A 24,590-nucleotide genomic window follows, 5' to 3' on the forward strand; every position below is an offset into this window, starting at 1 on the left:
TTCGATTTCTTGACGGGCATAGGTCCGTTGAATGAATACATTTTACTGGCGCTCGCCGCTCTGTCGCATATCCGCGACAACCTCCAAAAGTTCCAAAATTCAAGCCTCGCTTTCGCGGGGCTTTTTCATGGAGCAAGCCTTATGGCCCGACTTGCAACTGCCGTCGTTCGCCCGTTGGCCAGCGAACGGGAACCCGTGCGCCTGGCAACCACGGCCAACGTTGCCCTCTACGGCCTGCAGACCATCGATGCCGTGGAGGTCCAGGTCGGTGACCGGGTGCTTGTCAAGAACCAGACGAATGCGACACAGAACGGCATCTATACGGCGAGCGAAGGCCATTGGCATCGTCCAGCCGACGCGCGCAGCGCGCCAACCTTGCAGAAGGGCACCACGGTGTACGTGCGTCAAGGCGCGGCCTCATCCCATCTCGTCTATGCCTTCGAAACAGTCGATCCGGTGATCGGCGCCGATTCTATTGTGCTGTCCTGCTGGCTGTCGGATGAAACGCTGTGCGACGCGGTGGGCGCGGACAGTGCTTTATAGTTGACTTGCAGTTGGGTGGCCTTCACCAATTGCCAATTTGAAGTCACGATTGGAGAGCGGTAGTGTTCGAAGCATTCCGACAAAACTTCCCCATAGAGAGCAGGGTTGCGGCGGATGCCGGCAGCACCGTCGTGGATACCGGAATTCCCGGCCTGAATGAGCTGGTCGCCAGTTTCGGCGGCGCGTCTTTCAAGCAGGGCCTCTACCGGATCATCCGGGCGCAGGACATGCCGGCCTGGAATGCGCGGGTTAACCTAGCGTTCCCCGAAGCCAATGGCAGGATCACTTGCTTTGGCTATGAGTGGCAAGGCTCGGTGTTTGCCGTTGACAGCCAGAGGCTCGAGGACGGACAGCCTGGCGTGCTCCTGTTTGAGCCGGGTACGGGCGAGGCACTCGAGATACCTGCCAATCTCGAAACCTTTCACGACGACCTGATCATCGAAAACGAGGATGCCGCGCTGGCTGCCAGCCTGTATGGAGACTGGCTGGCGGCCGGCGGGGCGCAGCCGGCTTACGACCAGTGCATCGGCTACAAGAAGCCGCTTTTCCTCGGGGGAGAGGATGACGTCTCAAACCAGGAGTTGTCGGATCTCGAGGTTTATTGGCACATCATGGGCCAGGTCATAGCCAAGGTTAAGGGACTGCCGCCGGGGACTTCGATAAACCTCAAAAATTAATCTTGGATGGTTGCCATCAAAACTGCCGCCGCCGGCGCGGCGCGCATGACTGCGCGGCAGCTGGCGGGCCGTGACGACGATGAGCAGGCCGAATGGAGCAAGGTCTCCGCCATTTCCATGGCATTGAGCGACGAGAACGAAACTGTAAACTTCGACGCGATCAGGCAGAGTGGCCCCGATCTCATTGCCGAGATCGGCAATGAGATCGTCCGGCAAGCAGCGGAAGTGCCCCGGCGCAGCCAAGGCGCTGGCTCGGCGAAGCCCAGAATCCGGAGCGGCCTTGCGGGATGCTGGGTGCGGTGCAGGCTTGCGGCCGGACCGATCGACACCGCCGAGGCGGACCTACAGGCAAGCGCTGCAAGGCAGTGTGGCGCCGAAATGCGACCGCATCGGCCGCGTTGCCAAGCTTGCAATGCTGCCCACCGCGGGGTCATCGTCCTGATGTTATTCTATCTGGGAGTGGCCGGCAGGGCAGGGCCAGCCTGCAACTGAACCGGCCACACAATCCGTAACGTTCACAGCCTCGCTTTCGCGGGGCTTTTTTCATGGAGCAAGCCTTATGGCCCGACCTGCAACTGCCGCCGTTCGCCTGTTGACCGGCGAGCGAGAACCCGTGCGCCTGGCGACTACGGGCAACATCACGCTGTCAGGTCTGAAGACCATCGACGGCGTGCTGACGGAAGTCGGCGATCGCGTGCTGGTGAAGAACCAGGCCGATGCGACGCAAAACGGTATCTACACGGCCAGCGAAGGCCAATGGTACCGGGCGGCTGACGCACGCACTGCACGGACCATGCAGAAGGGGACAACTGTACGTGTGCAACAGGGTGCCACTTCTGAAAGCTTCGTCTACGCCTTCGATGCCTTCGAGCCAGTCATTGGGACTAGCGACATGACCTTTTCCCTGGCATCGCTGGGGCATATCGGGACGGAGCGCTACTCGACGGAATTCGGTTTCATTGACGATGGGGTGACGAACAACGACGACGCATGGGCGTTGGCCAAGGCGACGTTGGGCAGCGTCGAAACACTCGTCATGCTCAGGAAGGCGCTGGGCGTTTTCTACTTCGCCACGACGGGCGATTTCACCGGCCACAAGATCGATGCGTCCAGCAATCCTACCTTCAAAGGTCCGAACGTCTACAATGACAGGACGCAGGCCCAGAAAGTCGCCAATGCCCCAGCCGTGACCGTCGTCGGGACAGGCGAACTGCTGTTCACCAGCACAGCCCTTCTCTCCACCTTTCAGCATCACGCCGAACCGGTCGATAAGTTCGATTTCCTGACCGATGGTGACGTGACCTACGACGAACCGACCGTGGTGGATATGAACACGGCCACGATGTCGAAATTTGCCTGGCCGAACGGCAACACCACATCGGCGACTTCGACCGGTATTTCCAAGGCCACCAACCTGATCAACATCAATTGGGCTACGGCGGACCTGACCACATTGATTTTCGCAGGCATCGTGCCGGAAGCCGGGTGTCAGTATTCCTGGGTGTGCGGGTACAATGCCACCGATACCGGCTATGTTGTCATCGCCTACGACGGCGGCTACCACGCTGTCTATGCGGCTGTTAATGGCAACATGACGCACAAGAAACTGACCGCTGCCAGCACCTTTACCGAAGTCTCGGTCTTCCACTTTGGCGACGGGCCAGCCGCGAACGCCGATCCGGGCTATACGCTCACCAAGTCGAGCATCACGGTCGATATGCTCACGCCGACCAAATATCAGGTTGGCCTCAACGGTGTGGTAATCGCCGACGGCGAGCTTGCCAAGCCGGTAACGTATGTCGGCCCTGGCGTTTACAGGCCGGCAGCGGCAGCCGAAGTGAGCAACTTCCAGAACATCATCAAGACCAAGAACCCCACCCGTCTGGCCCCCCGCCCGATCCGCGCCTTGTTCGTCGGCGATAGCAAGATGGACGATATCATGATCGGCTGGCCGCGTGATATCGCGCGCGTCATGCAGGGTTCCATGGGCACGCAATGGGAGAGCAGCAAGAACATTGCGCTGGCTGGCGCAGTGCTTGCCGAGCAGCTCACGGCTATCCTGGCCGAAACCATGACAGGATATACGGATGTGTTCATTGGGCTCGGCACGAACGACACCCAGGCGGGAACGTCAACGGCCACATTCGCCACCAACCTTGCGCTGATGCTCGATCGGGCCCTCAGCTCCGGGGCAAAGGTGACGGTGCTGCTTACCCCGGCGTTCTATACCAGGACGGAATCGGCACTCTACGGCGGCCTTGGCCAGAACTCCGGCAGCGGTTCGTCCGTGCCCATTTACCGGGAAGTCATTCGCCGCGTCGTTGCTACATACCGGGATGCGGGAAGCCCGGTCGCACTTGTGGATGCCGGCAAGATCCTGGGCCCGACCATTGCGCGATACCTGAACTGGAACGCCGATCAGAACCGCGTGGACACCAACGTCCTAGACAACATCCACGAAACCCGCAGCGCACGCACCAAGATCGCGCATGCGTGCGCAAGGGCCTCATATGGCCTGTCAACACCAAAGCGGACCAGCGGCATCAAGACCATGCTCGCGATGACCTCGGGCAGCGGCACGGTGGCAGCGGCGGCGACTGCCTATCTCGGCTCCTATGCCGGCGCCAGCGCTCTCGTGGCCGCGATTACCGTCCCATATGCGGGCGTGGCAAAGAACCTTCGGACGCTGGCGAGCGCCGTTCCTGGGGCTTCGCAGACCTACACCTACACGCTGTTCATCAACGGTGTGGCGACGATACTCACCAGCACCACCACGGCGGCAGTCCTGCTGTCCTCCGATGTGGTCAATTCGGTGGCGGTGGCGAAGGGTGATAGCCTGTCCGTGCGGGTGGTGAACTCAGCAACAGGTGCGGTTGCCACGCACCAGTGCACCGTGGAGATCGGCGCGTCCTAGGGCGTTGCCGCTTCAGCCATTCGCTGATATCCAGCGGCGATGCTCTATCAAAACATCCAAGGTCTCCGCGCCGTCGCGGCTCTGATGGTGCTCTGTGCCCACTTCTATGTGTCGCCTTGGGTGCAGCCTGCCATCAATGCGGTCGGTCCCGGTGGGGTTGATGTGTTCTTTGTGATCTCGGGCTTCGTGATGTACCTGTCAGCCGACAGTCTCGGCAAGAAGGACGTGGGCCGGTGGCGCGCCTTTCGGAATTTCGCTGTGAGGCGGGTATTTCGGATCTATCCAATCTACTGGTTCGTGTTTGCGGTGGCCTCGATAGTGCTCGCCACAACGACGGTTTCACTCGCTCCGGCTGATATTACGCAACAGCCTGCATGGAAACTGCTGCTGCTCGTCGCCCAACCGAACAACCGAATCCTGGCGGCTTGGACACTGCAATACGAGATGGTTTTCTACAGCGTCTGCGCTCTGGCTATCTTGCTGTTGCCCCGTCGCATCCTGCTCGTGCTGGGTGTTTGGTTTGCCACCGTTTTCGCCTTGTGGGCCGCTGGATTAAGCTGGCATTCGACCTACTATGTTCCGGCAATCTACTTTTTTATCCCGATCGTTTTGGAGTTCTTTTTCGGGATCGTCGTGGCCTTGTTGGCTGAGCGGAAGATTTCTGGCTATGCACTTTCATCAGTAGTGGTCGGAGTGGTCTGGCTTCTCGTCGGAGCATATGTCTTAAGCCGCAATGGAGGATACGGCCAGCCACCCATGTGGCGTGCGACGTGCATAGGGCTGCCGGGTGCCTTCATTGCCTACGGGCTTGTTGCTCTGGAAATCCGGGAGAGATGGACGTTTCCCAAGGCGCTGGTCAAGCTGGGGGACGCCTCTTATTCCCTGTACCTATGGCACCAGATGCTGTTCGCCTTGATGGCTGCAATGTGGGTTAAATTGGGGGTTCATGGCGGCCTGCCCTTGAGGCTCGTATCAATCCCGATAGCAATTGCCATAGGAGTAGCGAGTTACCGTTTGATCGAACGTCCCATCAACAAGTCCAAATGGGTTGCCTTGCTGGCTGGTGCGGAGAAAAGGGAACGGGCAGCGCCTGCGATTTCCCTGGCTCACCACGTCATGCCGAATTCCTGATCGTCGCGTTCTTCGTCACTCGGCGTCCGATACTCCCGTGCGCCGTTTGACCAGCGGCGTGAGAAGTAGCCGCTCCATAGATCTTTGCCAACGTGCCATGCTCCGTCTTTTTCGCTAAACTAAAGGGCTAAAGCTCGCAGGGCGGCAAGTATCTGTTTCATGGCCGCTTGATATCACATTCGCTGTTTGAACTTAATCCGACAGCCTAATTCGCCTCCCGCAGCGCATTGAAAATTACATCGGCATTGTTGCGATCACCGCTCTTCATCACATTGGCCGTCGCATGAGACATCGTACGTTTGGATGTCACCGATTGTTGATGTGTTCGCCCGTGTTGGCGCCATGATCATGATATCCGGATGCGCGCAACGGCAACGGCCTTCCAGCCATTCCCTTGAACAGGAGTACATCGTGTTGCGACGCTTCATGACCGCGCTGGCATTCATTTGCCATGCGTCCGTGGCCCTTGCGCAGTCCGTTGTCGGCTCGCCAGTTGTCGGCGATATCGCGACCGTCGGCGGTGCCGGCGCAAATTCGGCTGTCGCCAACACTGTTCTTGCAGCAGCCCCTGATGGCAGCCGAGGCGCGGCGACCATGCGGGCCTTGGTTGCCGCCGATTATCCGCTCGCCGCACTCAAGGCAAACAATCCTGCCGATCTTGCGAGCGCCGCAACGGCACGCACGATTCCTGGCTTCACCAACACCGCTGGCGACGACGTGATGAACGCCAACGGGCAGCATTTCGCGTCCGGTTGCGTTGCGATTGAAGCGTTCGGTGGCGTCGGCAACGGCTCGACCGACACTCTTGCGGCCTGGAATGCCGCGGTGTCGTCATTCCGCACCAAGGACATCTGCATCAAGTTTGGAGTCGGCACCTACGTCTTCAGCAACACCGCCTCCGCCACCCCGTCCGGTACAGCGCATATCCGAATTTTCGGCATGGGGAAAAGCGTCACGCATCTTTTGTGGAATGCCAACGTCGCCGGCATGATCCTGACCACCGGCAAACAAATGACGGTTGAAGTTGACGGGCTGGATTTCGAAACCGGCAGCTTCAACACGAATACGGCGCTCGCGGTCAACAGTTCGGATTGCACCGGTTCAAAATATTCGTCGCATTTCAACGACCTGTCGTTTCGCGGGCAGGGAAATTATTTGCCGTCCGCTTATTGGACGAATGATCTGCTTATCAACGGTCTGTCGGACGTCAGTGCAACCGAGGTTGATTTCTTCGGCAACAGGGGCAATCACACAACCGGTTTGACGTATCAATCAAGCAATCCGACCTGCGTTGCTATCGCGTTGAGCGTAACCCATGCGAATTTCATCAACGACAAAATCGGCTTTCTGTACGGCACCGCCGCGCAAGGCGTCACAATTTCGCAGTCGAACTTCACCAATGGTCTAACAGGCATCAATGTCCCTATCGGCTCAATTGGCACCGCACAACTTGCGGTGTCAGATAGCCAGTTCAACACCGCCAACAATCAGATATTGATCAAGGGAGATTTGCTCGGCTGCCAAATCATGAACAGTGTTTTTACGGTTCCTGCGTCGCCCTGGAATGGTATTTACATCAGCAACGCTACCACAAACTGGTTCACCATTCTCGGCAATGTCTTCGAAAACACCAAGAGGACGGGCGGCGATGGAATTCAGGTGAATGCCAACGGCGCCGCCAACGTCGGAACGATCATCGGCAATGGATTTTTCAACCTTGGTTTCGGTGTCGGTCTTCAGGCCGGCTCCCGTCATTGGACGGTTGCGTCCAACTCTTACAACCAAGTGAGGACGAACGTATCCAATTCCGGCGTTGGCAATTTGGTTGGCGTCGCAACCCCGTAAAACTCAAGGGGTGGCGAGAAAAGGGAAGGCGGGTAGTCGGACAAATCCGGCCGATCCCGGTGGCGCCACCATGAAGGGCGTGACGCTCGCCAACTTCCGCCGCTACGTGAGGGCCGGCGCCACCAAGGCTTCCTCCGGTGCTGGCCGGCCGGATCGAACACCGTCACCACCATTGGCAACCGGTTGGAGGGGTGCATTCGCTGGTGGCTTGGGCGCCAGGCGCGATATGCGTCTGCGCAGCGGCGTCTCGACGTAGCGGAATGAATAGTGGCTGACGATCGTCACGACGATCAACGTCAGCCCGAACCAGATAGGTCTCGGCAAAAGCGAAATTGGCGTCCACATCTTGAGCGCAACATAGATGGGCAAGTGGAGCAGATAGACGGAATAGGACATGTCGCCATACCACCTCAGCACGCCCCGCCCCAACAGGCGCTGGGCAACCGGGGAGGCTGTCGAAACCAGTACGAGAGAAGGCAGATAGACAAGGTAGAGCGTGCTGCTGAACAGAGATTTTGGCAATTCAAGGACGTAAATCATTCCTGGCCACGACAAGACGTAGAGGATCAGAAGCGCAACGAAGGGGACATCGTACGACTTGTCCGGCTCAAGGTTGACGCGCCCGGCGACGGCGCCGGCGAGAAACAGAGGGGCGGCCTGCATGAGTACAGGAGTGCTGATGGCGGCGCTTTGGAGAATGGCCACCGCCGCGAGCAGCAAGAAGTTGGCAGCATTGCCCAGGCGCTGGCAAATCCACCAGATCAGGGGGAAAACCAGATAGAATTGGATCTCTCTCGGGATCGTCCAGAACACGGATTGGCCGGCCCAGAAAGCGTAATGGTGCCACCATCCATCCCACTGCAGTCCGTAAAAAGGCTGGCCATCACCTGTCAGCAACAGCCAGGCATAGGCTGCCGTCACGCAGATGAAAAACAGTGGCAGGACGCGTGCCGCGCGTTTGACCCAGAAGTCAATCACCGCCGAGCCAGAAATCGGGGCAGTCGAATACTTCCTGCCCATCAGAAATCCGGACAGCACGAAAAACAGTTCGACACCGATGATGCCGCACCAGGCAAATGTGAGGGGATGCCACGGCGCATCGGTCGCGAAATGCTGAAGGAACACTGACAGCGCGGCAATGCCGCGCAGCCCATCGAGCGCGAACATTCGCGCATTATTATCCTGCAAGCTAAATTCCCCCGTCCAGGCCGACTATAGCCAGAATCCCAGACTTAACAACTGCCCAGAGAGGGCGGAAAGGAACTGCCTTGGACCGCAACTTCGCGCAGGCGCTTGCGCGTCTTGAAATCGGAAGGCGGGTGGTCGGACAAATCCGGCCGATCCCGGTGGCGCCACCATGAAGGGCGTGACGCTCGCCAACTTCCGCCGCTACGTGAGGGCCGGCGCCTCCAAGGCTTCCTCCGCTGCTGGCCGGCCGGATCGAACATCGTCACCACCGTTGGCAACCGGTTGGAGGGGTGCATTCGCTAGTGGCTTGGGTGCCAGGCGCGAAATCCGTCTGCGCAGCGGCGTCTCGACGTAGCGGAATGAATAGTGGCTGACGACGGTAACGACCGCCAGCGTCAGCCCGAACCAGATGGGTCCCGGCAGAAGCGCAATCGGCGTCCACATTTTGAGCCCAAAATAAATTGGTCCGTGCAGCAGATAGACGGAATAGGACATGTCGCCGTACCGCCGCAGCACGCCTCGCCCCAACAGGCGCCGCGCCAGTGGTGAGGCCGTTGCAACCAGCACCAGGGCGGGCAGATAAATCAGGTACAGCGGTCCTTGCGAAAGGCCGCTGTACAGGGATGCTGGCAGGCCAAGAACATCGATCATGCCCGGCCATGAGATGACGTAGAAAACGATCAGCACCACGAACGGAACATCGTATGATTTCTCGGGCGCAAGGGTGATGCGTCCGGCGACGACGCCGGCAACGAACAGCGAAGCATACGCCATGAAAAGAGGCGTGCTGATCGCGGCCATCTGGCAAATGGCGACGGCCAGGATCAACAGGAAATTGGCGGCAGTGCCGAGGCGCTGGCAAAGCAGCCAGATCAGCGGGAAAACCAGATAGAACTGCATCTCCGGGGGGATAGTCCAGAACACCGATTGACCGTTCCAGAAGAGGTAATGCTGCCACCACATCTTCCACTCGAGCGCGTAGAAGGGGCGGATCTGACCGGTCAGCCAGAGCCAGGCATAGGCCGCAGTGATGCAGATGTAGAACAGCGGCACCACGCGGGCGACACGCTTGACCCAGAAGTCGAGCACGGCCGCGCCGGAAATCGGGGTGGTCGAGTAGTTCCGGCCCATCAGAAAGCCGGACAGCACGAAGAACAATTGCACGCCGACCAGACCGGCCCAGGCAAATGTGTGGGGATGCCACGGCGCATCGGTCGCGAAATGCTGAAGGAACACTGACAGCGCGGCGATGCCGCGCAGCCCATCGAGCGCAAATATCCGCTCATTGTTGTTCTGCAAGTCGAATCCCTCGTCCCAGGCCGACTACATAGCCAAGAATCCGACACTCAACAACTTGCCCGCGAGGGCGGGAAGGAACTGCCATGGACCGCAACTTCGCGCGGGCGCTTGCGCTCGTCCTGAAATCCGAAGGTGGCTGGAGCGACAACGCTGCCGATCCCGGTGGCGCCACCATGAAGGGCGTGACGCTCGCCAACTTCCGCCGCTACGTGAAGGCCGGCGCCACCAAGGCGGACCTCAAGCAGATCAGCGACGCGCAGGTCGCCGCCGTCTACCGCCGTTTCTATTGGGACGCGGTGCTCGGCGCCGAATTGCCCGATGGTGTCGACCATGCGGTGTTCGACTTCGCCGTGAACAGCGGGCCTGGCCGGGCGGCGAAGACCCTGCAGGCGGCCCTGGGCGTTGCCCAGGACGGCCGGATCGGGCCGGCGACCCTTGCCGCCGCCAGGGCAAAGCCGGTCGGCGTCACCATCGACGCGCTTTGCGATGCGCGGCTGGCCTTTCTCAAACGGCTGCCGACATGGTCAACATTCGGGCGCGGCTGGTCCGATCGTGTCAAATCGGTGCGGACTCAAGCCTTGCTGATGTCGGCGCAACCAGCGGCGCCGGCGGCCGCGCCGGCGCCTGTGCCGGCTCTGCAACCGTCCGGTGACGAAACGGCCGCTGGCGATGTGCCTGCGGCCCGGCCTGTACCGTCGGCCGGCAAGACTGCCGCCGTGGCCGGCATCCTCGTCCTCATCGCTGGAGCGCTCACGGCCTTCAGGCATCACGTCAGCGATCTTTTCGGGAGCCTCTTCTGATGAAATGGGTCAACACCAACGCACTGCACAATCTCCTCAACACGCTGATCGCGATCATCTGCGGCGGCGCCCTGGCCGGTTTCGACTGGACGATGTTCGGCGTCACCGATCGCACCGCGCTTCAGATCAGCGGCACCATCGCCCTTGCCAAGATCATCATCAACGCGGTGCGCGACGGTCCGCGCGGCATGGTCGCGCCGCCGCCGGCCGAGGAGAAATGAGATGGGAGCGCTCGCCCTGCTTGGCCAGTTCTGGCCGTATCTGCTTGCAACGGGTGCCGCGCTCGCCGGTCTGTGGACGGCCTATGCCAAGGGCAAGGCTGGCCAGAAGGCCAGGCAGGATGCCGCCGACGCCGCCGCGCGCAGCGAAGCCCGCAAGATCGACGACGCTGTCGCGGACCGGGCGCCTGATAAAAACAGGGGGAGGCTGGCCAAATGGTCAAGATCATAGCCCTTTCGCTGATGCTGGCTGGCTGCACCACCGCCGGCGGGTCGTTCTGCGCGGTCGAGCATCCCATCCGGCCGACAAAGTCGGAGGTGGAAACCCTTTCCGACGCGTCGGTGGCGGCGATCCTGGCGCACAACGAAAAGGGCCAGACGATTTGTGGATGGAGGCCGTGATGCACGATCTTTTCGACCTGCTCGGCATCAAGGGACCGGTCGTCGCCGCCGGCCTTGCCGGCGGTGTTCTGCGGGCGCTGTCGCGGCATCGCTACAAGCTGCGCGAAATGCTGGCCTCGCCGATCTGCGGCGCGCTCGCCGCGGCCTACCTGACGCTGCCGGTGGTGTCCTACGCCAGGATCACCGGCCTGCCGATGCCGGATCCGGCCGACGACACTACCACGCTTGCCGCCGCCTTCCTGATCGGCGTCTGCGCCATGTGGATTTCGGATATCCTGTTCGAGTTTGTCGTGCGCAGGTTCACGCCTGCGCCGGAGGAGTGAAAACGCCAGCAGCAACCAATCCTTCCGCCGCTCGTTGACCTTGCGCCGGGTTGAGCCCCGGCGGCACCCAGAACTGCCGCTGCCCATGGTGGCGGGCTTGTTGTTTGTCGGTTTCGTGCCAGGACCTGCGTCAAAGCAAATGTCGGAAGCGTACAGTTCATCCGATTAAGTAAATTGTGAATATCATCCTAAAGTTGCATATTATTTGCGCGATACGTCATAGTTAATGGACTGAGATTTGTTTAAGTGCTTCAATAAAATTGTCATCAGCTATTGCGCGGGCGCTGGTGCTTGAGAGCGCATAACATTCTCCCGCCCCAGCGGGAGCTATGTGGTGACAGTCAATCGACCTAATATGTTTTCCGGAATTCCCATCGAGAGACGTGACGGCACCATCTCGATTCTCAGTACACTTCCCCAGATGGCGGACGCTCTGGCAAACGACTGGCCTTCCGATGGCCCACTGTTTTTAGCAGCACTTGCTGCCCTGGTCGGGGAAAGGGTGGGATGTTGCAGCACAAGGGACGTCCACCGAGCCTTCATTGCCGCGGCTGTCGAAGCCGATTGTCTTCCCGACAGCTACATGAGGAAGTGAGCGACCAAATGCCTCTCACCCTGCGGACGACCCTTTGCGAAACGAGAGATGCGTTGCATGTGCTTCGAAGGGCTCTATTTGTCCGAGGGCATATCGAAGCAATGGGAGAGATCGATTCCCTCATAGGCGTCGCGGAAGACAAGGCAGTCCACGCGATCGGCAACATTGACCGGGCCGAGTTTCGAAAACCCATTCTCGAAGCGGTGGCGAACCCGGCGATGCCCGAAGCAATCGTTTTCCCGGTCGCCCTGCCGACAAAGCTTGGCGAGCTTCGCGAACAAGGCATGGGCCTCAGCGCCTATTGCGGCAATGCGCGCTGCGGTCATTTGCGTTCGCTGGATCTCGATAGCCTGATCGAGATCTACGGCACCCACTACGATTTCATCAGCGAAAGGCGGCTGGCGTCGAAGCTGGTATGCAAACGGTGCCAGAATGTTGGGGGGAGGCTGGTCGTGGTCTCCGACAAGAGGCCCCGGTACTGAATGCCGGGCAGCCGGCAGTTCGTAGTGTGTTCGCGGGCAACTGGTACGATGTCCAGGTGTGCGCCCGACGATATCCGCCGCAACCAACCCCTTGTGGACCCTGTGACGGGTTGACACTGCAGAGCGAGCCCGCTGCCGCAAGGTGGCGGGCGTTTTTGCGTTTCCAGCCCGATCAAGCCAGGATGTTGACGGCGCGTGCCGCGACCAGCGCGATGGTCAGCAGCGAGATCATGGCCTCCGCCATCATCAGCAGCTTGGCGCGTTGACTGAGTGGCAGCGTGTCCGTCGGAGAGAAGGCCGTCGCATTGGTGAAGGCGAGGAAGAAATAGTCGACGAAGCCGGGTAACCAGTTGCGAAGCTCACGGTCGTTCAGCGTCATCTGCGCGAACAGGAAATCGGCCTGTGCAAGCTTGACGAGGCCGCAGGTCGGCGGCCCGCCCCGGTCGGTGCTCCAGAACCATAGGGCAAAGACGATTACGTTGGTCACCCAGATGTTGAGCGCGTCGATCAGCAGCGTCGTGCCGCTGTTGCCGGCATGGCCCTCCAGCAAGGCTCGCACCAGCAGGACCAGCGAGCCGCAATTCATGACGCTGATGATGGCGGTCATGGTCAGGGCGGTTCTGCGGATCATGACGCGAAACTGGCCGATCGCATGCCACTCGTGATCCTCGACCGCCTTTCGGGTGGCGGCCTGTGTCCAGGCCGTGGCCACCGACAAGGGCAGCAGCAGGGCGGCCTCCAGCCCCGGCGCCAGCCAGCGCGGCCCGAATGAGAGGTTGTTGATGACCAGAAGCTGCAGGCAGATGATGACGAGGACGGCCGCACGCGCCATCCAGAAATCGAGCGCGCGGTAGTGTATGACGGCATGCTGGTGGCGCATTGGAATCCGGATTTTCGAACAGGGCCAGGCGTGCAGCGCTGTCCTGCCTGGAGAGAGGAGCGCCGATGTTCCTGCTCGATCTTGGTGCTGCAATGGCACACAGCTATACTTTTTCGTAAGCTTCGATGTTTGGGGCTGTTCGTTAAACCGGACTATGTGATTTAAGCGCCGCATGGCGGGGATAGATGGATCCATGGACAAATGGGGGCCGGCGGGATTGCCTGCCGCCGGTGTCGATTCCGCATCGGTTTTGTCCAGTCTGATCGGTCGCCCCGGGTATCTGCTGGCGATTTTGTGCCTGACGCAGATAGTCTGCTGGACAGCGATGCCCGCACTTATCAACGTCTCGCCGCCGAACGATGTCGTCGAAGGCTTCATGTGGGGACGCGAATGGGTGCTGTTGACCTACAAGCACCCACAACTTCCCGCATGGCTGCTCGAGACCAGCCATCTTCTGACCGGATCGTTCCGCTGGCCGCAATATCTCGTGGCCCAGCTGACGATCTCGGCGACTTTCGTCCTGGTCTATCTGCTGGCCCGTGACCTGCTTGGGCAGAGGCGCGCGCTGGCCGCCGTGCTTTTGATGCCGTCGCTCTATTTCTTCGGTTGGCCGACCCCGCAGTTCAATCATGACTACGCGCAGATGCCCTTCTGGGCAGCCATCTGCTGGCTGCTGTGGCGTGCGGGCCGTGGCGGCGGGCCGGGCTGGTGGCTGGCACTCGGACTGGTGTCGGGCGTCGGGCTCTACGCCAAGTTCTCGACCGGCCTGCTGTTGCTGTTCGGCGCCATCTGGCTGTTGTGCGACGCACGGGCACGCAGCCGGCTTGCCACGCCTTGGCCATGGCTTGGGCTCGCCGTTTTCGTCGCTGTCGCAGCGCCGCTGGCCGTCGAGCTCTACCGCATCGATTTCCTGCCGCTGACATATGCCGCCTGGCGCGATCAATGGGTGCTGGCCCATCGCTCCCGCTTCTATTACATCGGCGTCCAGATGGCCGGGCTCTGCGGCTTTGTCCTGGTGCTGGCGATATCAGGGCTGCTGCGGCGCTCGCCCCCGCCGCAAGAGCCCGTCGGGCGCGGTACGCTGGTCTATCTCCTGTGGATGGGGGTTGGCCCGGCGATCCTCGTCATGGTGGCGTCCCTGTTCGCCGGCGTAGGCGAGGCCTGGGGCGCGCCGATGTACAATCTTGCTGGCGTTGTGGCGCTGGCTCTGCTGGGCCACCGTCTCGGCGACGTCGAGATGCGAAAGCTGGCGATCTGCGCGCTCATCTTCATTGTCGGCATCTCCGGTGCCTATGCGGGCATCCGCTGGACGAAATGCAATCTGCGCGGGCGCATGGACGCCGTCTGCTGGCCGGCGCAGAAGATCTCGGATGAGGCCGAGGCCGTCTGGCACGCGGCGACGCCCGATCGGCTCGACATCGTTGGCGGCCATGGCCTTCTTGCGCCGCTGGCGGGCCTTAATGCCTATGACAAGCCGTCTATCTTCACCGACCTGAGCATGCAGTACGCCCCCTGGATCACCAAGGAGCGGCTGCGCGACCACGGCATACTCCTGGTCTGGCCTGGGCGCGACGTGCCAGCTCAGCTGCAGGCGTGGGTGGGCAACGTCCCGGTCAAGACTGTTCTTTTCGACTGGTCGCTCAAGGCGCCGCCGGTGGCGATCAGTTTTGCCGCCGTTCCGCCCGGCGCGCCGCAGTTGCCGAGTGCGATCGACAGCCTCGCCCAAACGAGCAACTGAAGCAGGTCGGCCGGTCCGCTGGACGAAGCAAGCGACAATGCCCATTTATGGGGAGATCCAAACTTGCTTTTGCGCAATTCCAGACGGAAAAACCGCTACACTTTTCCTGGAATTGCTTTTGAGGAGACGTGATATGGCGACTTCGACCGAACGTGCAGTGCTTGCCGGCGGCTGTTTCTGGGGCATGCAGGATTTGATACGGCGCTATCCCGGCGTCATCTCCACCCGTGTCGGCTACAGTGGCGGCGACGTACCAAACGCCACCTACCGCAACCATGGCTCCCATGCCGAGGCCATCGAGATCAATTTCGATCCTGCCATCATCAGCTATCGCACGCTACTGGAGCGCTTTTTCCAGATCCATGATCCGACGACCCGCAACCGCCAGGGCAACGATGTCGGGATGAGCTATCGATCGGCGATCTACTACACCAGCGATGAGCAGAAGCGCGTTGCCGGAGACACCATCGCCGATGTCGACGCCTCCGGCCTGTGGCCGGGCAAGGTCGTCACCGAGGTCGCACCGGTCGGCGACTTCTGGGAAGCCGAGCCCGAGCATCAGGACTATCTGGAGAAATATCCCAGCGGCTACACCTGCCACTTCGTCCGGCCGGGCTGGAAGCTGCCGGTTCGCGAGAAGGCGGTTTCGTAGGGTTCACAGGATCGGGGCCAGGCCCCGATCCACGCCTTGCCGATTGCCGCAGATCAAGCCTGCTGCGTCGGATAGAGCGTCAGGATGTTGACGTTGACCCTTGGCGGCTGCGAGACCGCGTAGAGCATGGCGGCGGCGATGTCCTCGCTCTCCAACTGCTCCATGTCGCCCAATCTTTGCTCGACCGCCATCCGCACATCGTCGCGCATGTTGGCGGTGAATTCGGTTCTGACCGCGCCGGGTTCGATCACTGTGACGCGGATACCGTCCTTGCCGATTTCGCGGCGCAGCGATTCCGCCATGGCGCTGGCCGCATGCTTGGTGCCGGAATAGACCACCGATGGATGGATGTAGCGGCCGGTGCCGGACGAGACGATGACGATGTGCCCCGATCCCTGCCGTTTCATCGCCGGCAGCGCCGCGTTGATCGCGTAGAGCAGACCCAGAATGTTGATATCGACCATTTCCCGGTATTCGCCGGTGGTGGTGTTCTGGAACGGGGCGGCGACGCCGACACCGGCAACATTGAACAGCATGTCCAGCCGGCCATAGTCTTCCAACACGCGCCGGACCATGGCGGCTGCCTGGGATTCATCGGTGATGTCGGCCTCGATGGCCAAGGCTTCGCCGCCGTTGTCGCGGATGCGTGTGGCCAGATCGTCGAGCCGCTGCCGGCGCCGCGCCGCGATGGCGACGATCGCGCCTTGCGCCGCCAGCGCCAGCGCGGTTGCCGCGCCAATGCCCGAGGAGGCGCCGGTTACCAGGACGATTTTTCCATTGAGTTTCCGCATGTTCGTTGCTCCTGCTCAGAAGGAGATTCAAAGGCATTCGGTGCCGATCCTGCTCGGCACGTTGGAGCCATATCCTCAATCTGGACTGCAGACGCCCTACGGAGAATATGATAGAATATCATCATACTCATTGGAGAATCCGGTATAATGCGCGGTAGCGAGTATGCGGAACTGAAGGCCTTTGCCGCTGTCGTCGCGCATGGCAGCTTCGCCCGTGCGGCTGAAGATCTCCGGATGTCGGCGTCGACGCTCAGCCAGACGATCCGTCAGCTCGAAGCGCGGCTTGGCCTGCGCCTGCTCAACCGCACGACCCGCAGCCTCTCGCTGACTGAAGCCGGCGCGCGCCTGCATGCGCGCTTCGCGCCGGCCATGGCCGAGATGGAGGCGGCGGTCGGCGATGCGACCGCCTTGCGCGACACGCCGGCCGGCATCTTGCGCGTCCATATGCCAAGCGTTGCCGCCGCCACCTATCTGGAGCCGGTGCTCGGCCGTTTTCACCAGGCATGGCCGGACATCGTGCTCGATGTGACGATCGACGATGCGGCCATCGATATTGTCGAGGCCGGCTATGACGTCGGCGCCAGGCTAGGCGAATTTCTCGAAGCCGACATGGTCGCCGTGGCGCTTGGCGGCACGCTGCGCCAGCTCGCCGTGGCCTCGCCGGACTACATCGCCCGTTGCGGATCGCCGTCGGCACCGGTCGATCTGCTCCAGCACCGCTGCATCAATTGGCGCCGGCCGGGCAGTGCTGGCCTCTATCCCTGGGAATTCGCCAGGGATGGCCAGTGGTTCTCGGTCGCGGTCAACGGCCCGCTTGTCGTCTCCAGCCGCGACATGGCGATTGCCGCCGCTGTGCAGGGTGTCGGCATCGCCTTCTGGGCGGAAGACCTCGTGCGCCCGCTGATCGATGCCGGCCAACTGGTGTCGCTGCTGGATGATTGGTGCGCGACCTTTCCCGGCTGGTTCCTCTGCTATCAGAAGCAGCGTCATACACCACCGGCCGTGCGCGCCTTCGTCGATTTCATGCGCCATGCGCATGCCGGCCGCCAGACGCTGCCAGCTGGTTGAGCGTTTGTCGCTCGAACGGCCCGGGTTTCGGTTGCGGCAGCGAAGGTTGCCGACAAACTCCGGTCCGGCAGCACCGACGGTTTGCGCTCAGGGCCTGGGCCTGGCGCAATGCTTTTGGCGCAGAGCACCGAAAAAACGGCTTTCGCTTCAGCTCGAATGGTGCTTTAACCCGCGCATCCACAGGGGTGCTCCGTACGGTCGGGGCTGAGACGGGGGCGGCAAGCCCACAGACCCTAGAAGCTGATCTGGGTAATACCAGCGGAGCGAGGCGGGCGATGTTTTCAGGCGCACAGATTTCCCTATATCCCATGGCCGACGATTTCGTCGGTGTCATCCTTGGCGCGCTGGGCGCGCTCGATCCCTACCGCGACCGGCTCAGGATCGAGACCGACGACATCTCGACCTTGTTGGTCGGGCCGCCCGAAGTGCTGTTTCCGGCGATCCGGGACCTGTTCGTGGCGGCGGCACGCAGCGGCAAACATTGCGTGCTGTCGGCCACCATCTCGCGCGGCTGCCCCGGCGAGCCGGATGATCCGATCTGCAGCTCCGATGCGCTTGGCGGACCTGCCAGGCCACTCGGCCCGCGCAAGGACGCGGCAATCGCGGCGGTGCGCGGCGCGGCCGCCACCGGCCAGCCGGCGGCAGCGCAGTTCTCGCTCTATGTGATGGGCACCGACGACCACATGGACGAGATCTACGGCTGCATCGATTTTCTCAAGCAGTCCGGCGTCTATGAGCGCTCGAAGCATTTCTGCACGAAATTGCGCGGGGATGCCGGCGCGATCTTTTCGGCGCTCGACGAGGCCTTTTGCCGCTTCGGGCCCGGCGCCGGCCACGTAACCCTCGACGTCACGGTCTCGGCCAACAGCCCGTCGGCCGTCTGAGCCAGCCGCGCTTTCGCGCGACCTCGTCAAAGGTTATGTCCGTGGCCTCACCATCAGTCGCTTCGCGCCCGATCGCGAGCCTTGTTGTCAAGACAGCACCAGCCGTGATCTCGGTCGGGCTGCTGCTTCTGGCGTGGCAGCTCTACGCCACGTGTTCCGGCATCAAGCCGACGACGCTGCCGGCGCCGTCGCGCGTGTTCGAGCAGGCGGTGCTCAATCGCGAGGTGCTGGTCGACAATGCCATTCCCACCATTCGCGCCACGCTGATCGGCTTTGCCTTTTCACTCGGCGCTGCTTTTGCGCTGTCGATGCTGGTCGATTTCTTCCAGCCGCTGCGGCGTGCGCTGTTTCCCGTTTTCATCGTCAGCCAAACCTTGCCGCTGGTGGCGATCGCGCCGCTGGTGGTGCTGTGGTTCGGCTTCGGGCTGACGCCCAAGATCATGCTGGTGGCGCTGGTCACCTTCTTTCCGATGCTAGTGGCACTGGTCGAGGGCTACGAGGCGACGGAGTCCGAGATCGGCCAGATGCTGCGCGCGATGGGGGCAGGGCGCTGGCGCGTCTTCGTGCTGGCGCGGCTGCCGTCGGCGCTGCCCTATTTCTTCGCCGGCCTGAGGATATCCATCACCTATGCCGTGGTCGGCGCCATCTTCGCTGAATATGCCGGTGCGGCGAAGGGGCTGGGCATCTACATGCTCAACGCCAAGAACAATTTCCGCCCCGATCTGGTGCTGGCCGCCGTCGGTGTCAGCGCTGCGCTGACACTTGTCCTGTTCGCGTTGACGGTGCTGCTGCAGCGGCTTGTCATGCCCTGGGAACGGGCCGCCGGCAAGCAACCCGCCGGCATGGGGCCGCGGCCATGAGCAGGCTCGAGCTGCGGCATGTGCGCAAGGCCTTCGGCGGGCTCGACGTGCTTGCCGGCATTTCGCTCTGCGTCGGCGCCGGTGAATTCGTCTCCATCCTTGGTCCATCGGGCGCCGGCAAATCGACGCTGTTCCAGCTTCTGACCGGCGCGCAGCACGGCGAGGGCGAGATGTTCTTCGACGGCGCGCCGCTCGACGACTACGGCAGGCATTTCGCATTCATGCCGCAGCGTGACGCGCTGATGCCGTGGCGACGCATCCTCGACAACACGACGCTCGGGCTCGAAGTGCAAGGCGTCAGGCGCAAGGCGGCGCGGGCGCGCGTCGCGCCGCTGTTTGCCGAATTCGGGCTTGCCGGCTTCGAGCGGCATTTTCCGGCGCAGCTGTCGGGCGGCATGCGCCAGCGCGCGGCGCTTTTGCGCACCGTGGTGCAGGAGCGCGACATGCTGTTGCTCGACGAACCGTTCGGCGCGCTCGACGCACTGACCCGCACCGCCATGCAGCGCTGGCTGGAACAGATGTGGCGGCATCACCGCTGGACGGCGCTGCTGATCACCCACGATGTGCGCGAAGCCGTGTTCCTGTCCGACCGAATCTATGTGTTGTCGGCACGCCCGGCCCGCATCGTCCGCGAAATCAAGGTGCCGCTGCCGCGGCCGCGCGATCCCACCGGAGTGGCCGCGCTGCAGGCAAGCACGCTTGAAGCCGAGATTCTCGACATCATCCTCAATCCCGGACCCAACCCACACCCATCCAAAGGATACGATCATGACTGACTTGACGCGCCGGCAAGCCTTGTTGCTGACCCTTGCCACGGGTGTTCCACTCATTGCCGGAGCGGGCCGGGCTCAAACGCAATCGGCGGTACAAAAGGTCACCGTCGCACTAGACTGGACGGTCAACACCAACCACATCGGGCTGTTCGTCGCCCGCGACAAAGGCTTCTATTCCGAAGCCGGACTCGAGGTCGACATCCTGCCCTACAGCGATACTGGGGCCGGCACGCTCGTTGCCAACCGCGTCGCCGATTTCGGCATCAACGGCACCATCAGCCTGTTCACCCAGAAAGCCGCCGGAGCTGACCTGAAGGGGGTCTATGCCGTGGTGCAATCCGAAACCGGCCGGCTGGTGTTCAACGCGTCGCGCAGCGAGATCAAAAGCCCGAGAGACCTTGACGGCCTGACCTATGGCGGCTTCGGCAGTGCCTGGGAAAACGCGCTGATCGGCACCATCATCCGCCACGATGGTGGCAAGGGCAAATTCGAGACGGTGACGCTCGGCACTTCGGCCTATGAGGCGCTGGCCAACGGTTCGGTCGATTTCACGCTGGAGGTCTCGACCTGGGAAGGTGTCGAAGCCGAGTTGAAGGGCGTCAGGCAGCGCAGCTTCATCTATGCCGACCATGGCGTGCCTGACGAGCACACGACACTGATCTCTTCGAGCGAAGCCTATCTCCAGGCAAACCCCAAACCTGCGGCCGCCTTCGTCCAGGCGACGCGGCGCGGCTACCAGTTCGCCGTCGACCATCCCGATGCGGCTGCCGCAATTCTGATCGCCGCCAACAAGGACGCGCTGACCAATCCGGCACTGATCGAGGCTTCGCTGAAGGCACTGATCGACGGCCATTACCTGCGCAGCCAAAACGGCGCCATCGGCACCATGGATCCGGCGCGAATGGACGCGATCGGCGACTACCTCTTCGCGTCCGGCATTCTGCGCGATGCCGACGGCAATCCGACCAAATCACGCCCGGATTTCGGGGGGTATTTCAGCAATACCTATCTGGGGTAGGTGACCAATCTGCCCCTGAGGGGAAGACCAGGAACTCGGGTGGTAGCCCAGTTGCTGGCGATCCAATAGAGCAGGGCGGTTTTGACATGTTCGCCCCGGCTCGCCCTGCAGCGACAAGGCAACCCTCCCCAAACCTGTTACAAGTCCTCGCCGGGTGCCTGTTCACGGCAGGTGCCGGCGCGTTTTGGATCAAGTTCGATCGCGCGCCGGCAGTCGTCGGCGGCGCTCTCATAGTTTCCCTGCGACGCCTTGGCGAGTGCGCGGTCATAATAAGCTTCGGCGTTGTAGGGATCCCGCTCGATTGCCCGGCTGAATTCGCTGATGGCGTCGCCGACGTTGCCTCGAATCTGCAGATCCAGCCCGCGCTGGATGCTCGAAGCTACGACGCCGGAATTATCCTGTTCGGGAAAGACGACAGGTTCGGCCGGCTTGGCCGCCTTGGGCGCAGCCGGGGATTCTGCGCCCGTCGCCTGCGTGCTGCATGCGCCGGTTTTTTTCGGATCAAGCTCGATGGCTTTTCGGCAATCAGCGGCTGCGCCGACGAGGTCTCCTTCGATCGTCTTGGCCAAGGCCCGATTGAAGTAAGCGCCGCTTTTGGGATCAAGGCTGATCGCCTTGTCATAGTCGGCGATTGCCCGGCCATGGTCGTTTCTGTCGGCCCACACCGTGCCGCGGGCAAAATAGGCGTTGGCGAAACGTGGGTCGATTTCGATCGCCCGGTCGAAATCGGCAATGGCGCCATCACTGTCGCCTTTGGCCGCCAGGTTGATACCGCGGTTGAGGTGAGGCGCGGCGTCCTTCGGATCGAGGCGGATCGCCTCGTCATATTCTGCCGTGCTCCTCTCCAGGTCGCCTTTTCGAGACCAGATAAAACCGAGGTTGTTGTGTGCCTTGCCGTTGTTCGGGTTGGCGATGATGGCTTGCTGGAAATCGTCGATGGCCCGTTCATTGTCGCCGCGGTTCATCCAGACAAGGCCCCGATCGAGGTAGGCCTCGCTGTTTTTCGGATCGAGGCCGAGCGCCGTGTTGTAGTCGGTCATGGCGCGCTGATCGTCGCCTTTTTGCGCCCAGGCATAGCCGCGAGCCGTGTAAGCCTTGGCAAATTTCGGATCGAGTACGATTGCCTGGTTGAAATCGAGCACGGCGCGGTCGCCCTTGTCTGTGCGGAACAGTGCCAGGCCACGCTTGTAAAAGGCGTCGGCGGCGCTCGGGTCGAGGCTGATCGCCTTGTCGAAATCGGCGATGGCGCGTTTATCGTCACCCTTCTTGAACCATGCCGTTCCGCGATTGAGATAGCTTTTGGTATATTGCGGATTGATGTTGATTGCCTGATCGAAGTCGATGATGGCGCGGTCGCTATCGCCCTTGTTGAACCACGCTGTACCTCTGTTGTAGTAGGCCGCCGGCTCGTTAGGGTCGAGGCTGACGGCCTGGTCGTAGTCGGCGATTGCGCGGTCATAGTCGCGCTTGTCATTCCACGCGATGCCGCGGTTGAAATAGGCGATCATGCGGTTGTCGTAGAATTCCCCCTTGTCCTCCGCGATCGGCGTGCAGGCCGCGATGCGCTGGTCCGGCTCGATGTCTTTGCCGATGCAGCCGGCATAGTCCTTCTCTGCCGCGAGAGCTGGTGCGTTCAGAGCGAGAAAGACGGCAAGCCCAGCCGACAGCGGCCAGCCGGGCGAAGTTTTCATCAGCGCACTCAATCCAATCGCGGCGGCAGCCAGCCCCACACCTTTCCAGCTCGCCATATATCGCTGGTCCTCCCCCCGAAACCCTTGTCCGCCTTGGCGGTAATCCTCGTATTGTTCCTTATTTGTTCCAAAATGCAAGCATAAATTGTAGACCTGCCCCCAAAGTGACTAAACCCGATCGCATGCTCGACGCAGAGGCGATTTAGCGAGGTTTCGACCTTGCCGGTTAACTGCCCGGCAATGGTTGCATGCAATGGTCGCCCTGAGGGATCATTGGGATGCTTGCGTTGCTCATATCAAAAAGTGAAGCCCTTTCGCACGTCAACGACGATGGAATTTTGTCCGCAGCCCGAAAGCGCGAAATCCTGGTCGACTTGCGGGAAGGCTTCTTTCGCGCCTGCGCGCTGGCTTTCGCGGGGCTGTTTGTCTATCGCGGCCTATATCACCTTATCCTCGACCCGACCCGTCTCAATGTGGCGCTGGTGGCGACTTCCGAGATTCTTACCTTCACCTGGCTGCTTCTGTCGCGGCGGCCGCAGGTTCGCGACTGGAACCCGCTCACGGTGATTGTCTCCATCATCGCCAGCTTCGGTGTCGGCTTCATCACCCTGGAGCCAGGCGCTGCCATCATCCCGGTCTATGTCGCGGCGCCGCTGCAAGCCCTGGCGTTGAGTTTCGTGATCTGGGGAAAGATATCGCTGGGGCGTTCGTTCGCCATCTTGCCGGGCAATCGCGGCGTGATGACCGGCGGTGCCTACCGCCTTGTACGACACCCGATCTATGCCGGTTATCTGATCGGCCATGTCCTGTATCTACTGTCGGCCTTTTCCTTCTACAATCTCGCCGTCTACGCCGTCATCACGTTCTTCCAGGTGCATCGCATCCTGCGCGAAGAGGCGCTGCTTGCCGCCACGCCGGAATACCGGGACTATATGCAGCGCGTCCATTACAGGCTGTTCTACGGGATCGTCTGACAACAAGGCGCCGCTAAGGCTGGAAAACGCCAGGGGCCTGCCGTCGCAAGGTGGTGGGCCTTTTTCATTTTGTCGGCGAATCTTCTTCATGCATGCGCCGGCGCGGCAATCTCGCGGAACGGTAAGGCCGCTCGAACGTTCACGTCATCGAAACATCGCGTACGACGATGTTCAAATCGGCGCGTCAGCGTCTACAGGAGCGGGAAAACCATGAGCCTTGGAACCATACTCATCATTCTTCTTGTCATTGCGCTGCTTGGAGGTTTCAGCGGCTTCGGCGGTGGTCCGTTCTACGGAACCGGCTACTATGGCGGCGGCGGCCTGGGGCTCGTGCTGCTCATCATCATCGTGCTTGTCGTGCTCGGGCGCATTTAGCCGTGCCGCTCGATCGTCGCCGGGCAATCGCAATCTCGTGACCGTGCCGATGCCGGCCTGCACCGGATTGTGATGTTTGCAAGCTGGCTTGTGATGCGGCTTGTTTCGAAACTTTTGTAAGATGGCCGCGGTCCACACCCCCCGTGGAAACAAGAGGAAAGGGTCCCACCCCTTGTCCTCCTCCAAGGCCCGCTCCGGTTTCGCCCGTGGCGGGCTTTTGCGTTGTGGTCGAGGGAACCGCCTTGCGTCGAGACAGTTGAGTTACGGAAGGCTGCCCAATGCCCGTGACGCTCCGGACGACACTCTGCGAAATTCGCGATGATCTTCACGTCCTGCGGCGGATGGTGGCGGCTCGCGGCCATATCGAGACCATCCAGGGAATCGATGCGCTGATTGGTGTGGCTGAAGCAGAGGCCGTCAAGGTCATCCGCCGCATCGATCGCGCTGCCTGAAACAGAAAGAAGGACCG

Annotated in this window: 28 protein-coding genes and 1 riboswitch; of the genes, 23 read left to right on the plus strand and 5 right to left on the minus strand. The window is 61.4% G+C overall.

What is annotated here, in order from left to right:
• Positions 1-27: 27 nt before the first annotated feature.
• The 6 genes from AC1RZR_RS16590 (at position 28) to AC1RZR_RS16615 (ending at position 7,110) form a co-directional block, all read left to right on the plus strand.
• Entirely contained in the window at positions 28-543 is a 516-nt protein-coding gene (locus AC1RZR_RS16590) for a hypothetical protein (protein WP_481828977.1), read from the plus strand.
• Between the two features lie 62 nt (positions 544-605).
• Complete coding sequence (locus tag AC1RZR_RS16595; RefSeq protein ID WP_481828978.1) at positions 606-1,220, plus strand: T6SS immunity protein Tdi1 domain-containing protein; 615 nt, start codon at positions 606-608, stop codon at positions 1,218-1,220.
• Positions 1,221-1,226: 6 nt separating this feature from the next.
• Complete coding sequence (locus AC1RZR_RS16600; RefSeq protein ID WP_481828979.1) at positions 1,227-1,712, plus strand: hypothetical protein; 486 nt, start codon at positions 1,227-1,229, stop codon at positions 1,710-1,712.
• A 67-nt stretch (positions 1,713-1,779) separates the two neighbouring features.
• Complete coding sequence (locus tag AC1RZR_RS16605) at positions 1,780-4,134, plus strand: SGNH/GDSL hydrolase family protein (RefSeq protein ID WP_481828980.1); 2,355 nt, start codon at positions 1,780-1,782, stop codon at positions 4,132-4,134.
• Between the two features lie 39 nt (positions 4,135-4,173).
• Positions 4,174-5,265 (plus strand): acyltransferase family protein, encoded by a 1,092-nt coding sequence (locus AC1RZR_RS16610; RefSeq protein ID WP_481828981.1) that lies wholly within the window; start codon positions 4,174-4,176, stop codon positions 5,263-5,265.
• A gap of 303 nt (positions 5,266-5,568) precedes the next feature.
• A complete protein-coding gene (locus AC1RZR_RS16615) occupies positions 5,569-7,110 on the plus strand; it encodes a hypothetical protein (protein WP_481828982.1) in 1,542 nt (513 codons plus the stop codon).
• A gap of 102 nt (positions 7,111-7,212) precedes the next feature.
• Here the strand turns inward: AC1RZR_RS16615 and AC1RZR_RS16620 are convergent, their stop codons facing one another.
• Both AC1RZR_RS16620 and AC1RZR_RS16625 read right to left on the minus strand, forming a co-directional pair.
• Positions 7,213-8,277 (minus strand): acyltransferase family protein, encoded by a 1,065-nt coding sequence (locus tag AC1RZR_RS16620; RefSeq protein ID WP_481828983.1) that lies wholly within the window; start codon positions 8,275-8,277, stop codon positions 7,213-7,215.
• 222 nt (positions 8,278-8,499) lie between these two features.
• Positions 8,500-9,597: an acyltransferase family protein gene (locus AC1RZR_RS16625; protein WP_481828984.1), complete on the minus strand. Its 1,098-nt coding sequence runs from the start codon at positions 9,595-9,597 to the stop codon at positions 8,500-8,502.
• Between the two features lie 83 nt (positions 9,598-9,680).
• Between AC1RZR_RS16625 and AC1RZR_RS16630 the strand changes: the two genes are divergently transcribed.
• The 7 genes from AC1RZR_RS16630 to AC1RZR_RS16660 all read left to right on the plus strand — a co-directional run bounded on the left by AC1RZR_RS16630 (position 9,681) and on the right by AC1RZR_RS16660 (position 12,417).
• Positions 9,681-10,397, plus strand: coding sequence for a glycoside hydrolase family 108 protein (locus AC1RZR_RS16630; protein ID WP_481828985.1), 717 nt, complete (start codon positions 9,681-9,683; stop codon positions 10,395-10,397).
• Positions 10,397-10,618, plus strand: coding sequence for a hypothetical protein (locus tag AC1RZR_RS16635; protein ID WP_477274246.1), 222 nt, complete (start codon positions 10,397-10,399; stop codon positions 10,616-10,618). The genes AC1RZR_RS16630 and AC1RZR_RS16635 overlap by 1 nt, the downstream gene beginning before the upstream one ends.
• Before the next feature lies 1 nt (position 10,619).
• The gene (locus AC1RZR_RS16640) at positions 10,620-10,847 is read left to right on the plus strand and encodes a hypothetical protein (protein ID WP_481828986.1); all 228 of its coding nucleotides are present in this window, start codon (positions 10,620-10,622) and stop codon (positions 10,845-10,847) included.
• Positions 10,832-11,017 carry a hypothetical protein gene (locus AC1RZR_RS16645; protein ID WP_481828987.1) on the plus strand — a complete coding sequence of 62 codons (186 nt, stop codon included), beginning with the start codon at positions 10,832-10,834 and terminating at the stop codon, positions 11,015-11,017. The genes AC1RZR_RS16640 and AC1RZR_RS16645 overlap by 16 nt, the downstream gene beginning before the upstream one ends.
• The gene (locus tag AC1RZR_RS16650; RefSeq protein ID WP_481828988.1) at positions 11,017-11,340 is read left to right on the plus strand and encodes a hypothetical protein; all 324 of its coding nucleotides are present in this window, start codon (positions 11,017-11,019) and stop codon (positions 11,338-11,340) included. Before AC1RZR_RS16645 ends, AC1RZR_RS16650 begins: the two co-directional genes overlap by 1 nt.
• 355 nt (positions 11,341-11,695) lie before the next feature.
• Positions 11,696-11,935, plus strand: a complete 240-nt coding sequence (locus tag AC1RZR_RS16655; RefSeq protein WP_477274995.1) for a DUF982 domain-containing protein — start codon at positions 11,696-11,698, stop codon at positions 11,933-11,935.
• A gap of 8 nt (positions 11,936-11,943) precedes the next feature.
• Positions 11,944-12,417, plus strand: coding sequence for a hypothetical protein (locus tag AC1RZR_RS16660; protein WP_481828989.1), 474 nt, complete (start codon positions 11,944-11,946; stop codon positions 12,415-12,417).
• 172 nt (positions 12,418-12,589) lie between these two features.
• Here AC1RZR_RS16660 and AC1RZR_RS16665 read toward each other — a convergent pair whose 3' ends face one another.
• A complete protein-coding gene (locus AC1RZR_RS16665) occupies positions 12,590-13,297 on the minus strand; it encodes a hypothetical protein (protein WP_477274256.1) in 708 nt (235 codons plus the stop codon).
• Positions 13,298-13,622: 325 nt separating this feature from the next.
• Here AC1RZR_RS16665 and AC1RZR_RS16670 point away from each other — a divergent pair, with 325 nt between their 5' ends.
• Together AC1RZR_RS16670 and msrA are read left to right on the plus strand one after the other, a co-directional pair.
• Positions 13,623-15,035, plus strand: a complete 1,413-nt coding sequence (locus AC1RZR_RS16670; protein ID WP_481828990.1) for a glycosyltransferase family 39 protein — start codon at positions 13,623-13,625, stop codon at positions 15,033-15,035.
• A gap of 133 nt (positions 15,036-15,168) precedes the next feature.
• Positions 15,169-15,687, plus strand: coding sequence for a peptide-methionine (S)-S-oxide reductase MsrA (gene msrA, locus AC1RZR_RS16675; RefSeq protein WP_481828991.1), 519 nt, complete (start codon positions 15,169-15,171; stop codon positions 15,685-15,687).
• A 53-nt stretch (positions 15,688-15,740) separates the two neighbouring features.
• Here the strand turns inward: msrA and AC1RZR_RS16680 are convergent, their stop codons facing one another.
• Entirely contained in the window at positions 15,741-16,478 is a 738-nt protein-coding gene (locus AC1RZR_RS16680) for an SDR family oxidoreductase (protein ID WP_481828992.1), read from the minus strand.
• Between the two features lie 147 nt (positions 16,479-16,625).
• Here AC1RZR_RS16680 and AC1RZR_RS16685 point away from each other — a divergent pair, with 147 nt between their 5' ends.
• The 5 genes from AC1RZR_RS16685 (at position 16,626) to AC1RZR_RS16705 (ending at position 21,081) form a co-directional block, all read left to right on the plus strand.
• Positions 16,626-17,546: a LysR family transcriptional regulator gene (locus AC1RZR_RS16685; RefSeq protein ID WP_481828993.1), complete on the plus strand. Its 921-nt coding sequence runs from the start codon at positions 16,626-16,628 to the stop codon at positions 17,544-17,546.
• A gap of 171 nt (positions 17,547-17,717) precedes the next feature.
• A riboswitch (TPP riboswitch) is annotated at positions 17,718-17,831 on the plus strand.
• The gene (locus tag AC1RZR_RS16690) at positions 17,822-18,430 is read left to right on the plus strand and encodes a YkoF family thiamine/hydroxymethylpyrimidine-binding protein (protein WP_477274266.1); all 609 of its coding nucleotides are present in this window, start codon (positions 17,822-17,824) and stop codon (positions 18,428-18,430) included. (Overlaps the previous riboswitch by 10 nt.)
• A 35-nt stretch (positions 18,431-18,465) precedes the next feature.
• Positions 18,466-19,290: an ABC transporter permease gene (locus tag AC1RZR_RS16695; protein WP_481828994.1), complete on the plus strand. Its 825-nt coding sequence runs from the start codon at positions 18,466-18,468 to the stop codon at positions 19,288-19,290.
• A complete protein-coding gene (locus AC1RZR_RS16700) occupies positions 19,287-20,066 on the plus strand; it encodes an ABC transporter ATP-binding protein (RefSeq protein ID WP_477274270.1) in 780 nt (259 codons plus the stop codon). The genes AC1RZR_RS16695 and AC1RZR_RS16700 overlap by 4 nt, the downstream gene beginning before the upstream one ends.
• Positions 20,059-21,081: an ABC transporter substrate-binding protein gene (locus AC1RZR_RS16705; RefSeq protein WP_477274272.1), complete on the plus strand. Its 1,023-nt coding sequence runs from the start codon at positions 20,059-20,061 to the stop codon at positions 21,079-21,081. Before AC1RZR_RS16700 ends, AC1RZR_RS16705 begins: the two co-directional genes overlap by 8 nt.
• A 137-nt stretch (positions 21,082-21,218) precedes the next feature.
• Here AC1RZR_RS16705 and AC1RZR_RS16710 read toward each other — a convergent pair whose 3' ends face one another.
• On the minus strand, positions 21,219-22,829 hold the full coding sequence (locus AC1RZR_RS16710) for a tetratricopeptide repeat protein (protein WP_477274274.1): 1,611 nt from the start codon (positions 22,827-22,829) through the stop codon (positions 21,219-21,221).
• A 281-nt stretch (positions 22,830-23,110) separates the two neighbouring features.
• Between AC1RZR_RS16710 and AC1RZR_RS16715 the strand changes: the two genes are divergently transcribed.
• The 3 genes from AC1RZR_RS16715 to AC1RZR_RS16725 all read left to right on the plus strand — a co-directional run bounded on the left by AC1RZR_RS16715 (position 23,111) and on the right by AC1RZR_RS16725 (position 24,573).
• Positions 23,111-23,746 carry a methyltransferase family protein gene (locus AC1RZR_RS16715; RefSeq protein ID WP_477274276.1) on the plus strand — a complete coding sequence of 212 codons (636 nt, stop codon included), beginning with the start codon at positions 23,111-23,113 and terminating at the stop codon, positions 23,744-23,746.
• Between the two features lie 210 nt (positions 23,747-23,956).
• On the plus strand, positions 23,957-24,121 hold the full coding sequence (locus tag AC1RZR_RS16720; protein ID WP_379103714.1) for a DUF3309 family protein: 165 nt from the start codon (positions 23,957-23,959) through the stop codon (positions 24,119-24,121).
• Positions 24,122-24,399: 278 nt separating this feature from the next.
• Positions 24,400-24,573 (plus strand): hypothetical protein, encoded by a 174-nt coding sequence (locus AC1RZR_RS16725; protein ID WP_477274278.1) that lies wholly within the window; start codon positions 24,400-24,402, stop codon positions 24,571-24,573.
• Positions 24,574-24,590 lie beyond the last annotated feature (17 nt).

The sequence above is a fragment of the Mesorhizobium bavaricum genome, assembly GCF_056781655.1.